This is a genomic window from Paracoccus amoyensis, from assembly GCF_014490725.1.
Taxonomy (GTDB): domain Bacteria; phylum Pseudomonadota; class Alphaproteobacteria; order Rhodobacterales; family Rhodobacteraceae; genus Paracoccus; species Paracoccus amoyensis.
The window spans coordinates 814675-830568 of record NZ_JACOQL010000001.1; the positions used below are offsets into that span (position 1 = coordinate 814675).

General features: G+C 59.8%; 16 protein-coding genes, 1 pseudogene and 2 riboswitches. Of the genes and pseudogenes, 12 read left to right on the forward strand and 5 right to left on the reverse strand.

Annotation, left to right across the window (positions count from 1 at the left end; translation table 11 throughout):
• Positions 1–62: 62 nt before the first annotated feature.
• Complete coding sequence (locus tag H4P12_RS04160) at positions 63–389, forward strand: arsenate reductase family protein (RefSeq protein ID WP_187792306.1); 327 nt, start codon at positions 63–65, stop codon at positions 387–389.
• Positions 390–395: 6 nt separating this feature from the next.
• On the opposite strand, the gene H4P12_RS04165 is transcribed toward H4P12_RS04160, so the two are convergent.
• From H4P12_RS04165 to cobO, 4 genes are all read right to left on the reverse strand, one after another.
• Complete coding sequence (locus H4P12_RS04165; protein ID WP_187792307.1) at positions 396–818, reverse strand: protein tyrosine phosphatase family protein; 423 nt, start codon at positions 816–818, stop codon at positions 396–398.
• A gap of 89 nt (positions 819–907) precedes the next feature.
• Positions 908–1603: a phosphoglycolate phosphatase gene (gph, locus tag H4P12_RS04170; RefSeq protein ID WP_425498198.1), complete on the reverse strand. Its 696-nt coding sequence runs from the start codon at positions 1601–1603 to the stop codon at positions 908–910.
• Entirely contained in the window at positions 1588–2142 is a 555-nt protein-coding gene (locus H4P12_RS04175) for a thioredoxin family protein (protein ID WP_187792485.1), read from the reverse strand. The genes gph and H4P12_RS04175 overlap by 16 nt, the downstream gene beginning before the upstream one ends.
• A 132-nt stretch (positions 2143–2274) precedes the next feature.
• Entirely contained in the window at positions 2275–2883 is a 609-nt protein-coding gene (gene cobO / locus H4P12_RS04180) for a cob(I)yrinic acid a,c-diamide adenosyltransferase (protein ID WP_187792308.1), read from the reverse strand.
• A gap of 38 nt (positions 2884–2921) precedes the next feature.
• Positions 2922–3142: riboswitch (cobalamin riboswitch) on the forward strand.
• On the opposite strand from cobO, the gene H4P12_RS04185 reads away from it, so the two are divergent.
• From H4P12_RS04185 to cobJ, 7 genes and pseudogenes are all read left to right on the forward strand, one after another.
• A complete protein-coding gene (locus tag H4P12_RS04185) occupies positions 3136–3603 on the forward strand; it encodes a DUF1636 family protein (RefSeq protein ID WP_187792309.1) in 468 nt (155 codons plus the stop codon). (Overlaps the previous riboswitch by 7 nt.)
• Positions 3604–4658: pseudogene (cobW, locus tag H4P12_RS04190) on the forward strand (cobalamin biosynthesis protein CobW).
• Positions 4659–4672: 14 nt separating this feature from the next.
• A complete protein-coding gene (gene cobN / locus H4P12_RS04195; protein WP_187792310.1) occupies positions 4673–7963 on the forward strand; it encodes a cobaltochelatase subunit CobN in 3291 nt (1096 codons plus the stop codon).
• Entirely contained in the window at positions 7960–9129 is a 1170-nt protein-coding gene (cobG, locus tag H4P12_RS04200; protein WP_187792311.1) for a precorrin-3B synthase, read from the forward strand. Before cobN ends, cobG begins: the two co-directional genes overlap by 4 nt.
• 2 nt (positions 9130–9131) lie before the next feature.
• Positions 9132–9761 carry a precorrin-8X methylmutase gene (locus tag H4P12_RS04205; RefSeq protein ID WP_187792312.1) on the forward strand — a complete coding sequence of 210 codons (630 nt, stop codon included), beginning with the start codon at positions 9132–9134 and terminating at the stop codon, positions 9759–9761.
• Complete coding sequence (locus H4P12_RS04210) at positions 9758–10489, forward strand: precorrin-2 C(20)-methyltransferase (protein ID WP_187792313.1); 732 nt, start codon at positions 9758–9760, stop codon at positions 10487–10489. Before H4P12_RS04205 ends, H4P12_RS04210 begins: the two co-directional genes overlap by 4 nt.
• Positions 10486–11238, forward strand: coding sequence for a precorrin-3B C(17)-methyltransferase (gene cobJ, locus H4P12_RS04215; RefSeq protein WP_187792314.1), 753 nt, complete (start codon positions 10486–10488; stop codon positions 11236–11238). Before H4P12_RS04210 ends, cobJ begins: the two co-directional genes overlap by 4 nt.
• Here the strand turns inward: cobJ and H4P12_RS04220 are convergent.
• A complete protein-coding gene (locus H4P12_RS04220; RefSeq protein WP_187792315.1) occupies positions 11211–11966 on the reverse strand; it encodes a cobalt-precorrin-6A reductase in 756 nt (251 codons plus the stop codon). The genes cobJ and H4P12_RS04220 overlap by 28 nt on opposite strands.
• Here H4P12_RS04220 and cbiE point away from each other — a divergent pair.
• Genes cbiE through H4P12_RS04240 form a run of 4 tightly spaced genes read left to right on the forward strand, consistent with a single transcriptional unit; the run spans position 11965 to position 15641 of the window.
• Positions 11965–13164, forward strand: coding sequence for a precorrin-6y C5,15-methyltransferase (decarboxylating) subunit CbiE (gene cbiE / locus H4P12_RS04225; protein ID WP_187792316.1), 1200 nt, complete (start codon positions 11965–11967; stop codon positions 13162–13164). The two genes, H4P12_RS04220 and cbiE, sit on opposite strands and share 2 nt — an antisense overlap.
• Complete coding sequence (locus tag H4P12_RS04230) at positions 13146–13532, forward strand: cobalamin biosynthesis protein (RefSeq protein WP_223115674.1); 387 nt, start codon at positions 13146–13148, stop codon at positions 13530–13532. The genes cbiE and H4P12_RS04230 overlap by 19 nt, the downstream gene beginning before the upstream one ends.
• The gene (gene cobM / locus H4P12_RS04235; protein WP_187792317.1) at positions 13529–14323 is read left to right on the forward strand and encodes a precorrin-4 C(11)-methyltransferase; all 795 of its coding nucleotides are present in this window, start codon (positions 13529–13531) and stop codon (positions 14321–14323) included. Before H4P12_RS04230 ends, cobM begins: the two co-directional genes overlap by 4 nt.
• Positions 14316–15641 carry a cobyrinic acid a,c-diamide synthase CobB gene (locus H4P12_RS04240; RefSeq protein WP_187792318.1) on the forward strand — a complete coding sequence of 442 codons (1326 nt, stop codon included), beginning with the start codon at positions 14316–14318 and terminating at the stop codon, positions 15639–15641. The genes cobM and H4P12_RS04240 overlap by 8 nt, the downstream gene beginning before the upstream one ends.
• A 58-nt stretch (positions 15642–15699) precedes the next feature.
• A riboswitch (cobalamin riboswitch) is annotated at positions 15700–15886 on the forward strand.
• The last annotated feature ends 8 nt before the right edge of the window (positions 15887–15894 follow it).

The window sequence follows — 15894 nt, forward strand, 5'->3', positions numbered from 1 at the left end:
GTGCCGCTGGTTCCCTTCATCTGACCGAGCTATCCGAGGGTATTATGGCAAAGACTTTGAAAATGTTCGGCCTTGCGCATTGTTCGACCTGTCAGAAGGCGCAAGCTGCGCTGGCGGAACATGGTTGGACAGTTGAGTTTCTCGACGTTCAGAAACAGCCTTTGTCAAAGCCTGAACGTCAGCAACTTGTCGATGATTTTGGCGAAAAGATCATCAACCGCGCCAGTTTGACCTGGCGCGGGATGAGCGAGGCTGAACGCAGCGCTGACCCCGTTGAGATGATGGGCGAAAAGCCAAGTGTGATGAAGCGCCCGGCGATCATCGTCGATGATCAGCGCTTGCTGGGCTGGACCGCGAATGTCAAACGCGCTTTGGGCGTTCCAGCCTAGGCTTGATTACCGATTGGCCAGTGACTGTATCAACGGCAGCACGGGTGTCAGGTCGTAACCAGCTTCTGCGGCCGTTTTCAGCAGATCATCCTGCGGAATTCGGCCCGCATTTGCCAAAGCCCACAAAATTGTCGAACGGTTGCCCGACCGGCAATAGGCCACAGCGGGGCGTGGGCCGGTCAATGCCTTCGCGTAACCTTCTACCAAATCGGGTGTAATCTGACCGGGCGAGAAGGGAAGGTAGTGATATTCCATGCCCGCATTCTGCGCCGCAATCGCCATTGCCTGATTGTCGATGGTCGCATCAACCTCATCATCGGGGCGGTTGTTGATCAGCGTCTTGAAGCCGGCTTCAGAAAGCAGCGGAAGATCCTCGGGCAGTATCTGGGGCGAAACGGCAAGATCGGGGCTAAGTTGACGAAGATCCATGACGGGCCTTTTGAGAGTTTGGGATTTGATGGGTAGCTTTGTCATGCACGGGTCCGCGATACCAGCCCCATGCTGCATTTGGTCGCGAATCAGCTGATCAGAACACCTTCAACCAGTGCGGGCAAAGCCGCGAAATCGTCGAATGCCGCATGATGGGGCAATTCTTCGACCGGTTTGTGCCGATAGCCTTGTGTGAACAGCAGCAGCGGGACAGGAACGGCGGCGGCTGTGGCTGCATCAAATTCGCTGTCACCGACGAATATGCCGCGCGGATGGTCCGGATCACTGCCAAGATTTGCAAACGTGACACGAAGCGGGGTCGGGTCCGGCTTTTTCTGAGGGAGTGAATCGCCCCCGATGACCGTGCCGAACAGTTCTCTGATCTCGAAGTGATTCAAGATATGTTCTGTTGGAATCAATGGCTTATTGGTGCAAATTCCTAATGGATGTCCACGATCGGCCAAAATGTTCAGCGCCTCGATCACGCCGGGATACAGTCGCGTCAATTTGGTTGCGTCGTGGTATCTGGACATGAACGATGCCATCAGATCGCGTCGAAGGTCCGGATGTGAAATATCCAATGCTGTCGTTATGTTACGCCACAAGACATCGACGCCACCACCAACGAAACCGCGCACTTGTGACAGGGTCAACGTCGGCTGCCGGTGTTCACGCAGCGCCGCATTCACGCTGGCATGAATATCCGGTGCGCTGTCGATCAATGTTCCATCAAGGTCAAAAGCTATCGGGCAGGGCGCTGCACAAACATTCATGCTGTTTTCCACTTTATAGAGCAACCCATTGATGATATTTGATTTTCAGGACCAAAGCCAGTTTCTGAAATTTGAATCATGGCGTCAAGCAGCTCACGTTTGGCGTCATCGGGGCCGGTTTTTCTGGTCGATGCATCAAATCGACCACGATACTGAAGCTGACCATCTGCATTATAACCAAAGAAATCGGGCGTGCATTCCGCGCCATACGCTTTGGCAACATCCTGGGTTTCGTCATACAGATATGGAAAGGTAAAGCCATGACGCGCAGCTTCGGTTTTCATATGCTCTGGTGCGTCCTCGGGATAGTCCCGCACGTCATTCGCTGAAATCGCCACGACACCGATGCCGGCGACCTGCATCGCTTTCACGTCTCGAACGATGCGATCGATGATTGATTGAACATATGGGCAGTGATTGCAGATGAACATAACCAGCGTTCCGTTCGGTCCTTTGACATCATCCAGCGTGTAGATTTCACCATCGGTGCCGGGCAGCGAAAATTCGTGCCACGGCGCGCCAAAATCACAAACTGGTGGTGAAACAGCCATCGCGAAGCTCCTTGGATTTCGTGACAAAACTTTCGTGGCAAGACTTTCGTGGAAAGACGTCAGCGGTGCAAGCATGTGTGAGGCATCACGAATTTAAGTTCCATAATACTGATTATCAGGATATTGGATACCTCAGAATTCCACACCCTGCTGCGCCTTCACGCCGTCGCGGAACGGGTGTTTGATCAAGGTCATCTCTGTCACCAGATCCGCAACCTCGATCAGCTCAGGCCGTGCATTTCGCCCAGTCAGGCAAACATGGGTCATGTGCGGCTTGTTGTGCAGCAAGAAGTTCACGACTTCATCGATGTCCAGATAATCATAGCGAAGCGCGATATTAATTTCGTCCAGCAGAACGAATTGGATATCGGGATCCAGAATCTGTGCCTTGGCAATTTCCCAGCCATGGCGGGCTGCGGCGATGTCGCGGCCACGATCCTGCGTTTCCCAAGTAAACCCTTCTCCTGAAACGAAAAAACGGCATTCCTGAGAGAATTTTTCCTCCAGCAAACGCCTTTCGCCCGTGGGCCAGGTTCCCTTGATGAATTGCACCACCGCGCAAGGCATTCCATGGGCGATGCAGCGCAGGATCATGCCGAAGCCAGAGGACGATTTACCCTTCCCTGCCCCGGTATGCACCATGATCAGACCTTTTTCTTCGGTCTTGGTCTGCATCATCTTGTCGCGCGCAATCTTGATACGCTTCATCTTCTCGTTGTGGCGCAGCGTTGCCTCATCCATGGCATATTCCTTTCGGCTTGACAGGGTTGGCGGTGGCTGACCATATCAGCACAGCTGGTGCCTGTGTTAACAGGTGAAAAGGGAATGTGCGAGGTCTGGGGTCAAATCCGGGACCGAACCGCAGCCGCCCCCGCGACCGTGACCGGAGAGGTCGTCCTGCAGCCACTGACCCGGTAACGGGTTGGGAAGGCTGGACGACCGCCAAGGCAGTGCCTTGATATCCGCAAGCCGGGAGACCTGCCAGCGCGACGAATGAAACCGGACGGGGTGATCCGGGTGTCGGGCGCATGGCGTTCTGGCCATGTTTTCGCACCGCCATCCCCTGTCCAAATTGATGGAGTTTGCGTGACCGAGGCGCAATCACAGGTGGAATTACTTGTCTGCACTCGCTGTTGCGGCAGCGAAGGGCCGAATGATACCGCCGACCGCCCAGGGACGGTGCTGCTGCAGGCGTTGACAGATACCACGCCTGAAGGTGTGACCATTGTTCCGGTGGAATGCCTGTCAAACTGTTCGCGTGGCTGCACCATTGCGCTGCGCGGTCCCGGTCGCTGGACTTATATTTATGGCGCGCTTGATGCGGCCAGCCATCTCGACACCATCCGCGACGGGATCACGGCCTATCTGGCGACGCCAGACGGGCTTGTGCCATGGCGTCAGCGGCCCGAGCACTTTCGCAAGAACTGCATTGCCCGCATTCCCCCTTTGGAGCGTAGCTGAATGACCAATCTTCAAAAGGTGCCTGTCACCGTCGTTACCGGCTTTCTTGGGTCTGGAAAAACGACCCTGATTGCAAACCTGATAAAAGCCGCTAGCGGCAAACGTCTTGCAGTCGTTGTCAATGAGTTCGGCGATGTCGGTGTCGATGGCGAAATCCTGAAAGGTTGCACCATCCCGGGCTGTCCCGCTGAAAACATCATCGAGCTGGCGAATGGCTGCATCTGCTGCACGGTCGCAGACGAGTTCATTCCAACGATCGAGGCGCTTATGGCGCTGGAACCGCGCCCTGATCACATCGTGATCGAAACATCCGGACTTGCGCTGCCAAAGCCGCTGCTGAAAGCCTTTGACTGGCCCGATATTCGCGCAAAGATCACCGTAGACGGCGTTATCGCGCTGGCCGATGCAGAAGCAGTTGCTGCGGGTCGCTTTGCCCCGAACGTCGCTGCGGTGGACCGTCAGCGTCTGGCGGATGACAGTCTGGATCACGAAACGCCATTGTCCGAAGTGTTCGAGGATCAGATTTCCTGCGCCGACCTTATCTTGCTGACAAAGCCGGATCTGGCTGGAGCAGATGGGGTTCAGCGGGCCAAAGAATACATTCAGGCCGAGGCCCCACGCCCTGTTCCGATCATCGAAGTGGCCGAAGGGATTGTAGACCCCCGCGTGATCCTTGGTCTTGGCGCCGCCGCCGAGGAGATATCGACGCCCGCCCCTCGCATCACGATGGTGCAGACGATCACGAGCATGACGACTTTGAAAGCGTCGTGATCGAGATTCCGGAAATGGCCGACCCTGCGGAACTGGTCGCACGCATCACCGAACTGGCACAGCGTCAGAACATCCTGCGGATCAAGGGTTATGCGGCAATCACCGGAAAGCCGATGCGGCTGTTGGTGCAGGCGGTCGGCACGCGGGTGCGTCACCAATACGACCGGCCATGGCAGCCACAGGAAGGTCGGCGCGGTCGTTTGGTCATCATCGCGGAACATGATGATATTGATGAAACAGCCATCCGCGCTGCACTCATCCCTGACCTCGTCATCGCAAAATAGCCAGGCACAGGGCGATGCATGTCATTTTCCGCGAAAGCCGGGGATTGTCTGAAACAGCCACCCCCACGGATCTGCGGCAAAGCCCGGCGGATATCGTCGTGCTGTCATTTTCGGATAGTGACCTGATGGCGTTTGCACAGGCATGGCATGAGGGCCAAGGATCAGCAGGACTGCTACCCACGCTGCGTTTGGCCAATATCGGAGCGCTGCAGCATCCGTTGTCGGTTGATACCTATCTGGAACGGACGCTATGTCATGCGAAGGTCATCCTGATCCGCTTGATCGGCGGGATTGCTTACTGGCCCTACGGCATTCAGCAGATCGAAAGGCTTGCCCGTTCGCGCGGTATCGCATTGGCTGTCTTACCTGCCGATGGTCGCAGGGATACCCGGCTGGATGCCGTATCGACGGTATCCGCCGCGTTGCTGCGCGATCTTGCCGATCTGTGTGATGCGGGCGGTATCGATGCCGCACGACAGGTGCTGGTGCGGCTAGGCCAGACGGCCGAAGAGGCAGCCGACAATGTCGAAACGCCTCATGTGTTTTCGCAATTTGGTGCTTGGACGCCGGAAGACGGTGTTCTTGATAACGCAGATGATGCTGCCAGCACATCCCGGGATGAACCGAGCGCCATCATCGTCTTTTACCGTTCCTTTCTTGTGGCATCGGACCTTGCCCCGATTGCCGCCTTGTTCAACGCATTACGCAAACGCGATTTCCGTGTGTCAGGTCTGTTCGTGCCATCGCTGAAAGACCCTGATGCCGCCCGCTGGCTGGAAACGCGCCTGACAGAGATACGCCCGGCAGCGATCCTCAACGCGACCGCATTTTCGGGCCGTGGCGATGCGGGCCATTCACCCTTGGATGTGGCGGATGTGCCTGTGTTTCAGGTCGCGCTGGCGACCTCTCCCCGCGAAGCATGGCGTGAATCGGCGCGCGGGCTTGCTCCCGCCGATCTGGCGATGCATGTGGTCCTGCCAGAGGTTGATGGCCGTCTGTTTGCCGGCGTCGCGTCCTTCAAGCAGGCGGACCGGACCGATCCGCATTTGCAGTTCGCTCCGCAGGCCCATACCCCGGTGCCCGATCGTATCGAGGCCATCGCAGATCGGATTTCTGCATGGCATCGTCTGACCGTCACCTCTGTTGAAAATCGGCGCGTCGCGTTGGTTCTGTCGACCTACCCTGGTCGAGACTGGAATATCGCGCATGCTGTCGGGCTGGATGCGTTGACCTCGACCGAGGCGATTCTGGAAGACCTGGCAGGTGCTGGCTATCGGGTGCAGAGCGGGGCATCGCTGCACGCCGCCCTGCCCTTGCATGAAATGCGCTGGCCCATGGGCGATTATCGCAAAGCCCTGTCTTCGTTGCCCATCCGATTGCAGCAGGATCTGCAATCCGCCTGGGGTGCGCCCGAAGATGATCCCGACGCATCGGCCGACGGCTTTGCCTTCGCGGCGATCCGGCGCGGCAACGCCCTGATTGCACTGCAACCCGAACGTGGCAATCCGAACATTCGTGACGCCGATTATCACGATCTGTCCCGCGTTCCGCGTCATGCCTATGTCGCGTTCTATCTTTGGCTGCGGCAGCAGGCCGATGCCCTGATCCATGTCGGGGCGCATGGCACACTGGAATGGCTTCCCGGAAAATCGGTGGCCCTGTCTGGCGAGTGTTGGCCCGAAGCATTGGTCGGCGATCTGCCGGTCATCTATCCGTTCATCGTCAATGATCCCGGCGAAGCGGCACAGGCCAAACGGCGTATCGGCGCCGTCACGCTTGGGCATATTCCGCCCCCGCTTACTACCTCCGGGCTGCCCGAAAAACTGTCTCGCCTAGAGGCGTTGCTGGATGAGTTTTCCAACGCCGATGGTCTTGATCCCAAACGCCGGGACCGCCTGATTGCCGATATCCGCGACGAAGCACAGGCCGTTGGTGTCGAGCGTGATCTGGCGATCGAAGCCACCTCTTGCCCCGCAGATGCGATCACGCGAATTGACCGTTTCGTTTGCGATGTAAAGGAAAGCCAGTTTGGTGACGGGCTGCATGTCTGGGGTCGAACGGCACCGAACGACGCTTTGGAAATCGTGCATTCGGTTGCCGCCGAAAAGCAATCACTGCTCGATGCGTTGGCAGGCAAACGCATCCCCCCCGGCCCGTCGGGATCGCCCTATCGCGGTCGCAGCGATGTCCTGCCTACTGGCCGGAACCTTTACACGACGGACCCCCGCAGCGTGCCGACCCGTGCGGCATGGCGACAGGGCCGAAAGCTGGCGGATGAACTAATCCGGCGGCATCTGCAGGATGAAGGCGACTGGCCACGGGCGATCATCGTTGATCTATGGGGCTCGGCAACGATGCGAACGGCTGGCGAAGAATTTGCCATGGCGCTGGCCCTGTTGGGCGTAAGTCCGGTGTGGGATGATGGATCCGGGCGCGTCTCGGGAATCGAAATCCTGCCCATCGCAGAGCTGGACCGCCCACGTATCGATGTGACGCTAAGGGTGTCGGGACTGTTTCGCGATGTATTTCCGACACTGTCGACGCTGTTTCAACAGGCCGTTCGCGCCTTGTCGGGACGTGACGAGGCCCCGGATTGGAACCCGTTTTTCGGTCGCGATGAGGCGCGGGTTTACGGTCCCGAACCGGGCAGTTTTGGGTTGGGAATGGGCCAAATCCGGGGCGATTATTCGGATAGCACACGGCACGATGCCGGTCAGGCATGGCTGGCAGCTTCGGATTGGGCGCTGGACGGGGATCACGCGTCACATGATCGCGATGGATTGCGCACACGCATTGTCAATGCGGATGCCTTTGTTCATCCACAAGACTTGCCCGAAACCGATCTGCTGCTGGCCCAGGATTATGCCAGCCACGAAGCCGGATTTGCTGCAGCCCAGCACATAACGGGTGGCAATGCGGCGCTGTATCATCTGGACAATACCAACCCGGACCAACCGCGCGCACGCGCGCTCAGCGAAGAAATCGCCCGCGTGTTTCATGCCCGTGCCGCACATCCCGGCTGGATTGCAGGGATGCAACGACACGGGTTCCGAGGGGCTGCCGAAATCGCCGCGACATTGGAAAATCTGGCGGCTTTCGCGTATCTGGCCGACGTCGTTTCGCCGCATCTGTTTGATCTGTTCTGGGATGCCACGTTGGGCGACGACGACGTGACGGCATTCATGGCAACGGCAAACCCCAAGGCGTTGGCGGCAATGCGCACGCGCTTTTCGGATTTGCACGCTTCTGGCCTGTGGCAGACGCGGCGCAACGCCATCATCGACCAACTGGAGCGTGTCACATGAGCGCGCCAATCCTTCGCGGGTGGTGCCCTGGCGCATACCGGCCCATGGCATCCGGTGATGGTCTGGTGGTGCGTATCCGCCCCCCGCTTGGCGAACTCTCGTCATCGCAGGCGATTGGTTTGGCCGATCTGGCGCGGCGATACGGGCATGGGATCATCCAGATGACCAATCGTGCAAACCTGCAAATTCGCGGGGTTGCCGAAAGTGATCATGCGAAAATGCTCGACCGACTTGTCGCGCTGGATCTGGTCCCTCACGACTCACGTCTCGATGCCCAGAATATTATACTTGATCCGCTTCGCGCATCGCCGTCGAATGATGTGCAGGCAAAGATTGCTGTTGCGCTGTCCGAAGCCCTGCATGATCCGGAACCGATCTCACTGCCGGCCAAATTTGGCTTTGTCGTCGATACTGGCGCCGCGCGGCGGCTTGGGCATATCAGCGGCGATATTCGTATTGAAGCCCATCGCGATACACTTCTGGTCCGCGCTGATGGCTGTCGCATGGGCCGCCCGGTCCATAGCGTGACTGAGGCCGTTTCAAACGCCCTGATGCTGACGCGCTGGTTTCTGGAAACCGGCGGCGTCAATGCGGAAGGGCGCGGCCGCATGGCCGATCTTATCGCTTCGGGCGCTGTTCCGCCGGAACCGTTACGGGGCACCCTGCCCCCAAACCCGGCTGCGGATCCCCCCCTTCCCGGCCCGACCCAGAACGGATATTGCGTGGCCGCGGCCTTTGGTCAGTTAACCAGTGATGATCTGCATTTCCTGGCGGATTGCGGGGCGCCCTGGATGCGGCTCACACCGTGGCGGATGATGTTTCTGCCGATAGTGGAGCTGCCAATGGGTTTTCCCCGGGCCAGCACTCTGATTGCCGATCCGCTGCAGCCGTTGCTGCGGGTGGATGCCTGTCCCGGTGCCCCCGCCTGCCCGCAGGCCAGTGTTGAAACACGCGCACTTGCCAGAAAGCTTGCCCCATCTCTTCGGCCGCAGGAAACACTTCACATCTCGGGCTGTGGCAAGGGCTGCGCCCGGTCGCGCCCTGCCGATGTGACATTGGTGGGCCGCAATGGTCGCTTTGATCTGGTGCGCCATGGCACCGCAAAGGACATTCCCGACGTTTGCTCAATCGCTCCAGATACGGTGCCAGATTTTATCTACAGGTAGCTATGCCATATACATATGAAACCAACGGCGCGGCAATCTATGCCGAAAGTTTCGCCACGATCCGAGCCGAAGCACAACTGGCCGACTTTGCCCCCGACGAGGAGCAGGTCGCCGTTCGGATGATCCACGCGGCCGGAATGGTCGGGTTGGAACATCACATCCGCTTTTCACCGGATGCTGTCGGTGCCGCAAGGCGCGCTTTGGCGACGGGCGCTTCCATCCTGTGCGACGCCCGCATGGTCAGCGAAGGGGTCACCCGCGCACGCCTTCCCGCGAACAACCCGGTGATCTGCACGTTACAAGATCCCTCGATTCCCGAACGGGCCCGCATGCTTGGCACAACACGCTCGGCCGCCGCGGTCGAACTGTGGCGGCCGCATTTGTCCGGCGCGGTCGTGGCTATCGGGAATGCGCCAACCGCGCTGTTCCATCTGCTGGAGATGTTAGAGGATCCCGCCTGCCCTCGTCCGGCGGCGATTATCGGTTGCCCGGTCGGTTTTGTCGGCGCAGCCGAATCCAAAGCCGCGCTGTGGGCGGTGCAGCCCGTTCCCTGCGTGATCGTCGAAGGACGTCTGGGCGGCAGCGCAATCACCGTCGCAGCCATCAACGCCATCGCGAGTCGTTCGGAATGAGTGCGGGGACAATCTACGGCGTCGGACTTGGCCCCGGCGATCCCGAGTTGATGAGTGTCCGGGCCGATCGACTGGTGCGCAGCGCAAGACATGTGGCCTTCTTCCGCAAGGTGGGGCGTCGCGGTCGCGCACGCACCATTGTCGAGGGTATGCTGCGACCGGACGCGGTCGAATTTGCCATGGAATACCCTGTCACAACCGAGATCCGCTTTGACGATCCGGCCTATTCCGATTGCCTGTCAAAGTTCTATTTGAACGTGACGACCCGGCTACGCGACCTCAGCAACCGGGGCTGCGATGTGGTCGTGTTATGTGAAGGCGATCCGTTCTTCTACGGGTCTTTCATGCATCTTTATGCGCGGCTGAAAGATGATGTGCCGATCAACGTTATCCCTGCAATCACCGGAATGTCAGCCGCCTGGACGGCAACCGGCATTCCTGTCACATGGGGCGATGATGTGATGACGGTCCTGTTGGGAACCATGCCGCAGGATGATCTGACACGGCATCTGCGCGACGCCGACGCACATGTCATCATGAAAATCGGGCGCAATTTGCAAAAGGTCCGTGACGCGGTCGCCCAGGCGGGCAAACTGGACCGCGCATGGTTGATTGAATGCGCCAGCATGACCGAACAGCGCGTCATGCCGCTGGCGCAGGCCGAGGGTCAATCGGCGCCCTATTTTTCGACCGTGGTGATCCATGGCAACGGGCGCAGGCCATCATGACTGGCTGGTTGGTTATCGCCGGACTGGGACCGGGCGACGACAGCCTTGTCACACCGCAGGTGACGCAGGCACTGGCACAGGCAAGCGATGTGATTGGCTATATCCCCTATGTGCGTCGCGTCGCTGACCGGCCAGGCCTGACCCGGCACGAAACTGACAATCGCGAAGAAATTTCCCGCGCCCGCCATGCGTTGGCATTGGCCGCGCAAGGTCATCGCGTCGTTGTCGTCAGTTCGGGTGATCCGGGTGTTTTCGCCATGGCTGCCGCCATATTCGAGGCGGTCGAAGACGGGCCGCAGGAATGGCGCAGGCTGGATATTCAGGTGTTGCCCGGGGTCACGGCGATGCTGGCCGCAGCCGCGCGGATTGGTGCGCCACTCGGGCATGATTTTTGCGCCATCAATCTTTCGGACAATATGAAGCCCTGGGATCTGATTACCCGCAGGTTGCGGCTTGCCGCCGAAGCGGACTTCGCGATGGCCCTGTATAATCCGCGCTCGAACGCCCGACCTGCAAGGTTTGCCGATGCGCTGACGGTTCTGCGACAGGTCTGCGCGCCTGCTCGGCCCCTCATCTTTGCGCGCGCGGTTTCCACCCCTGACGAAAACATACATGTGGCCGCGCTGTCGGACGCGACGCCCGAGATGGCGGATATGCGCACGGTCGTTCTTGTCGGATCATCCGCAACCCGTGTCATTCAGCGCGATGGCACACCTTACGTCTACACCCCGCGATCCGTGCCCGAATGAACAATCCAATCCAGCGCTGCGGCGATATCATGAACCTCGGGGCGAGCAGGTATCGCAGGCCGATCAATCATCAACACCCGCAGTCCCAAGGACCGTGCGGCGGTGATCTTGGAATAGGTCGCATCGCCCCCCGCATTCTTTGCCACGACAAGCTGGATGTCATGCTTCATCAGCAAATCACGATCACCCGCTTCCGAAAACGGTCCGCGATCAACGATGACATCGGTTCTTGGCAGCGGCAGCGCCGCATCTGGCGTATCGACAAGCCGAAGCAGGTAGAAGTGCTGCGGATTGATGGCGAATTGGCCCAGATGCATCCGGCCGATGGCCAGCATCACACGCAGCGCAGGTTGACACAGCGCCGTTGCGGCGTCCCGGATGTCGGCAACATGCGTCCAACTGTCGCCCGCAACCGGGGTCCAGGCAGGTCGGGTCAACGCCAACAAGGGAACATCCGCCTGATCGCAGGCGGTTACGGCGTTGGCGCTGATCTGTGCCGCAAAGGGATGGGTGGCGTCGATCACATGGCTGATTGCATGCGCCCGCAACCACTCCGCCAATCCAGGCGCACCACCAAATCCACCAACACGCATTGGCACCGGCTGCGGACGTGGCTGCATGACCCGACCGGCCAGCGATATGGTTGTCGCGATGTTCATTTCAGCCACCGCCTTTGCCAGTGCAACTGCCTCGGAGGTTCCGCCAAGGATCAGAAGGTTTTGGTTCATGGCTGATGTTCCGTGGTTGACGGTCGTGGGCTTGGGCGAAGATGGACCGGCTGGCCTGTCCGGCGCAAGCCTTGGTGCATTGCAAGATGCCGAGGTCATCATGGGATCTGCGCGACATCTGTCGCTGTTGCCCGATGTCAGCGCCCAGCGGATCAGATGGCCGGTGCCATTTGCAGACGGCCTGCCGATCCTGAAAGACTTGCGGGGGCGTCGCGTCGCCGTCCTGGCCTCGGGTGATCCATTCTGGTTTGGCGCAGGCAGCATTATCGCACGCGAATTCTCGGCGGATGAATGGCGATCATTTCCGGCGGCCTCGATCTTTTCACTGGCGGCAAATCGCCTTGGTTGGGCTTTGGAACATGTCTTGTGCATCGGGCTGCATGCGTCGCCCATGACGCGCCTGCGCCCCCATTTGGCGCCGGGCCAGCGTGCAATCGTTCTGCTACGCGATGGCGGCGCAGTCACCGAATTGGCCCGCTATCTAAGCAATTGCGGTTTTGGCGAAAGCCGCCTTTGGCTGCTTGAAGCGCTTGACGGACCGCGAGAGCGGGTGACGCAGATCCGTGCCGATACGCTGCCCGATACCGGCTTTCAGCATCCTGTCGCGGCCGCAGTGGAATTTGCAGGGAGCGGTTTGGTTCTGCCGTCTTGCAGCGGGATTAGTGATGGTTTTTTCGATTCTGATGGGCAAATGACCAAGCAGCCGATGCGGGCGTTGGCCCTGTCCGCGCTGGCACCCAAACCGAGCGAATTGTTGTGGGATATCGGCGGCGGCTCCGGTTCGATCGCGATCGAATGGTGCCTTGCGCATCCGAAATGCAACGCCATCAGCATTGAGCCGCGATCGGATCGTGCTGCACGGATCAGGGCAAATGCCGACAGGCTGGGCGTCGACCGGCTGCAGGTGGTCACGGGGGCCGCGCCGCCCGCCCTGCAAGATCTGCCCTTGCCACAGGCGGTTTTTGTCGGGGGCGGCCTGTCAGATGCGCTGATGGATGAACTGACAACCAGACTGCCGACGGGAACGCGGCTGGTCTGCCATGCCGTGACGCTTGAGTCAGAGGCTGTGCTGTTCAAATGGTCGGCGCGCATCGGTGGAGATTTGCTGCGTGTCGCCCTGTCTGAGGCCGCGCCCCTTGGACCAAAGCGGGGCTGGAAATCAGCCTATCCCGTTGTGCAATGGCGGGTGACGCTGTGATCGTGGCAGGCTTCGGGTTTCGTGAAAGCGCCAGTTTGGAAAGTCTGCTGAATGCCTTGGCGCAAGCCAACAGATCGGGTGCACCGATCGGCCTTATCGCAACGGTGACCGACAAAGCGGGAACATCGGTGTTCCAGAAGCTTGCCCGACAGCTTGATATTCCACTTCAGGGGATCGAGGGGGACAGCTTGTCATTGCTGCCGACAATAACCCATTCGACGGCCTCGCAGGCCTGCCGCAACACAGGAAGTGTGGCAGAAGCCACTGCGCTGGCCGCCGCCGGGCCGCACGCACATCTGCTTGGACCACGCGCCATTTCATCTGACAGGCTGGCAACCTGCGCCCTTGCAGAAGGAAAAGACCCATGACGGTCCATTTCATCGGCGCAGGTCCGGGGGCACCCGATCTGTTGACGCTGCGTGGTCGCGATTTGATCGCCGCGTGCCCGGTTTGCCTATATGCGGGATCGCTGGTGCCACAGGCCGTCTTGCAGCACTGCCCGCCCGGCGCAAGGATTGTGAACACCGCGCCCATGGACCTGAGCGCGATCATGGCCGAAATTTCCAAGGCCCATCACGCAGGTCTTGATGTGGCGCGACTGCATTCGGGTGATCTGTCGGTATGGTCTGCAATGGGCGAACAGCTTCAAGGACTGGAAGCCATGGGCATCCCCTATACGGTGACGCCGGGCGTTCCGTCCTTTGCGGCCGCAGCGGCCGCATTGGGAACCGAACTGACCTTGCCGGGCATCGCGCAATCGGTGGTTCTGACCCGCACACAGGGTCGCGCATCCGCCATGCCAGAAGGCGAGGCACTGACCGCATTTGCCGCAACCGGCGCAACCCTTGCGATACATCTGTCGATACAGAACCTGCCGCAGATCGCGGCGGAGTTGCGACCCTATTACGGATCGGATTGCCCCGTTGCCGTGATCTGGCGTGCAAGCTGGCCCGATCAGCGGATCATTCGGGGAACACTGGACAGCATCCAAGCCCGGTTGCCCGAAGGGATCGAACGAACAGCCCTGATCCTTGTCGGGCGCGCGCTGTCGGCCACGGGCTTTTCGCAAAGCCGTCTTTATGCCGCAGGTTACGACCGCCGCTATCGCCCGCAATCCGCAGACAGCCCTTGGGTGGAATGGAGCCCGGCAGATGACTGAGGGCGCGGGAAGCTGGCCGCCGGGGCTGATGGTTTCCGCGCCATCATCGGGAACCGGGAAAACAACGGTCATGCTGGGGCTTTTGCGGGCGCTGGCCGATGATGGCCTGATCGTTCAACCATTCAAATCCGGGCCAGATTACATTGATCCGGCTTTTCATCACGCCGCATGCGGACGCGCGTCGTTCAACCTTGACACATGGGCGATGAACAAAGGGGTGTTCGGGGCCATCGCATCGCAGGCAAAGGGCGCGGATATTTGCGTGGCAGAAGGTTCTATGGGGCTTTTCGACGGGGTGGCGACACACGGGTTTATCGGGTTCGGCTCCAGCGCGGAAACGGCGCGGATGATGGGATGGCCGGTCATACTTGTTCTGGATGTTAGCGGGCAGGCACAATCTGCGGCCGCGACGGCATTGGGATTTGCCAGCTATGATCCCGAACTGACAGTCGCGGGGGTGATCCTGAACCGCGTGGCAAGCCTGCGGCATGAACGTCTGACCCGGTTGGGGATGAAGCGTGCAGGCCTGCCCGTGCTGGGCGCCCTGCCCCGACGCGGTGATCTGACGCTGCCCGAACGACATCTGGGCCTGATACAGGCGGCAGAGCATCCCGACCTGGACGCCGCCATCGCCGGATATGCGGCCTTTCTGCGTGAACATGTGGATCTGGCCGCAATCCGCGCGATGGCAAGCGGCACGACCCCGACGGCGCAGGCCCCGCTGCCACGCCCCCCGGCCCAGCGGATCGCATTGGCGCAGGATGCCGCATTTTCATTCACCTACCCTCATGTGCTGAAGGGCTGGCGGGACAGCGGGGCAGAGATCATTCCCTTCTCTCCCCTCTCTGATCACCCGCCGGATCCGTCAACCGATCTGGTTTGGTTACCGGGCGGCTATCCCGAACTTCATGCAGGTCGCTTGGCGGCTGCGTCGCGTTTCCTGCAGGGGTTGCGTCGCTTTGCCGAAGTCAAACCGGTCCATGGGGAATGTGGCGGCTATATGGTGTTGGGACAGTCATTGATCGACAAGGATGGCATCGCCCATCGAATGGCCGGACTGCTGGGGTTGGTGACTTCCTACGAGACGCGGCGACTGCACCTTGGCTACCGCCGTGCCACGCTGAGCGCGCCCATGCCCGGCCATGCTGCCGCGACCGCGTTGCGCGGTCACGAATTTCACTATTCGACAATTCTTGAACAGCCTGACGAACCACTTGCCGTTGTGACTGACGCAGACGGCGGCATCGTCCCTGAAACCGGATCACGGCGTGGTAAAACGACCGGCACATTCTTTCATCTGATTGCCGCTGAAGCCTGAAAGACAACAAGCAAATCAATGGAAAATACATATCCGGCTTGCATGACGAACACCGCTGCCCGATACTGAAACCGACGGTGCCGCGACATATCGCGGTGAATAGGGAACCGGGTGAAAATCCCGGACTGCCCCCGCAACTGTAAGCGGTTAGCCTGTCGGAACGCCACTGGTCAGAATTGACTGGGAAGGCCCGATATCAGCTGTGATCCGCAAGTCAGGAGACCTGCCGTCCGACGACCCTGACGCCGCTTCT

Bases quoted from the DNA above. Each gene is read 5' to 3' on its own strand.
- H4P12_RS04165 (WP_187792307.1), bottom strand. From the start codon at position 818: ATGGATCTTCGTCAACTTAGCCCCGATCTTGCCGTTTCGCCCCAGATA.
- cobG (WP_187792311.1), top strand. From the start codon at position 7,960: ATGAGCGCGCCAATCCTTCGCGGGTGGTGCCCTGGCGCATACCGGCCC.
- H4P12_RS04230 (WP_223115674.1), top strand. From the start codon at position 13,146: ATGGCGGGTGACGCTGTGATCGTGGCAGGCTTCGGGTTTCGTGAAAGC.
- cobJ (WP_187792314.1), top strand. From the start codon at position 10,486: ATGACTGGCTGGTTGGTTATCGCCGGACTGGGACCGGGCGACGACAGC.
- H4P12_RS04240 (WP_187792318.1), top strand. From the start codon at position 14,316: ATGACTGAGGGCGCGGGAAGCTGGCCGCCGGGGCTGATGGTTTCCGCG.
- cobO (WP_187792308.1), bottom strand. From the start codon at position 2,883: ATGGATGAGGCAACGCTGCGCCACAACGAGAAGATGAAGCGTATCAAG.
- cobN (WP_187792310.1), top strand. From the start codon at position 4,673: ATGCATGTCATTTTCCGCGAAAGCCGGGGATTGTCTGAAACAGCCACC.
- cobM (WP_187792317.1), top strand. From the start codon at position 13,529: ATGACGGTCCATTTCATCGGCGCAGGTCCGGGGGCACCCGATCTGTTG.
- H4P12_RS04205 (WP_187792312.1), top strand. From the start codon at position 9,132: ATGCCATATACATATGAAACCAACGGCGCGGCAATCTATGCCGAAAGT.
- H4P12_RS04160 (WP_187792306.1), top strand. From the start codon at position 63: ATGTTCGGCCTTGCGCATTGTTCGACCTGTCAGAAGGCGCAAGCTGCG.
- cbiE (WP_187792316.1), top strand. From the start codon at position 11,965: ATGGCTGATGTTCCGTGGTTGACGGTCGTGGGCTTGGGCGAAGATGGA.
- H4P12_RS04220 (WP_187792315.1), bottom strand. From the start codon at position 11,966: ATGAACCAAAACCTTCTGATCCTTGGCGGAACCTCCGAGGCAGTTGCA.
- H4P12_RS04210 (WP_187792313.1), top strand. From the start codon at position 9,758: ATGAGTGCGGGGACAATCTACGGCGTCGGACTTGGCCCCGGCGATCCC.
- H4P12_RS04175 (WP_187792485.1), bottom strand. From the start codon at position 2,142: ATGGCTGTTTCACCACCAGTTTGTGATTTTGGCGCGCCGTGGCACGAA.
- H4P12_RS04185 (WP_187792309.1), top strand. From the start codon at position 3,136: ATGAAACCGGACGGGGTGATCCGGGTGTCGGGCGCATGGCGTTCTGGC.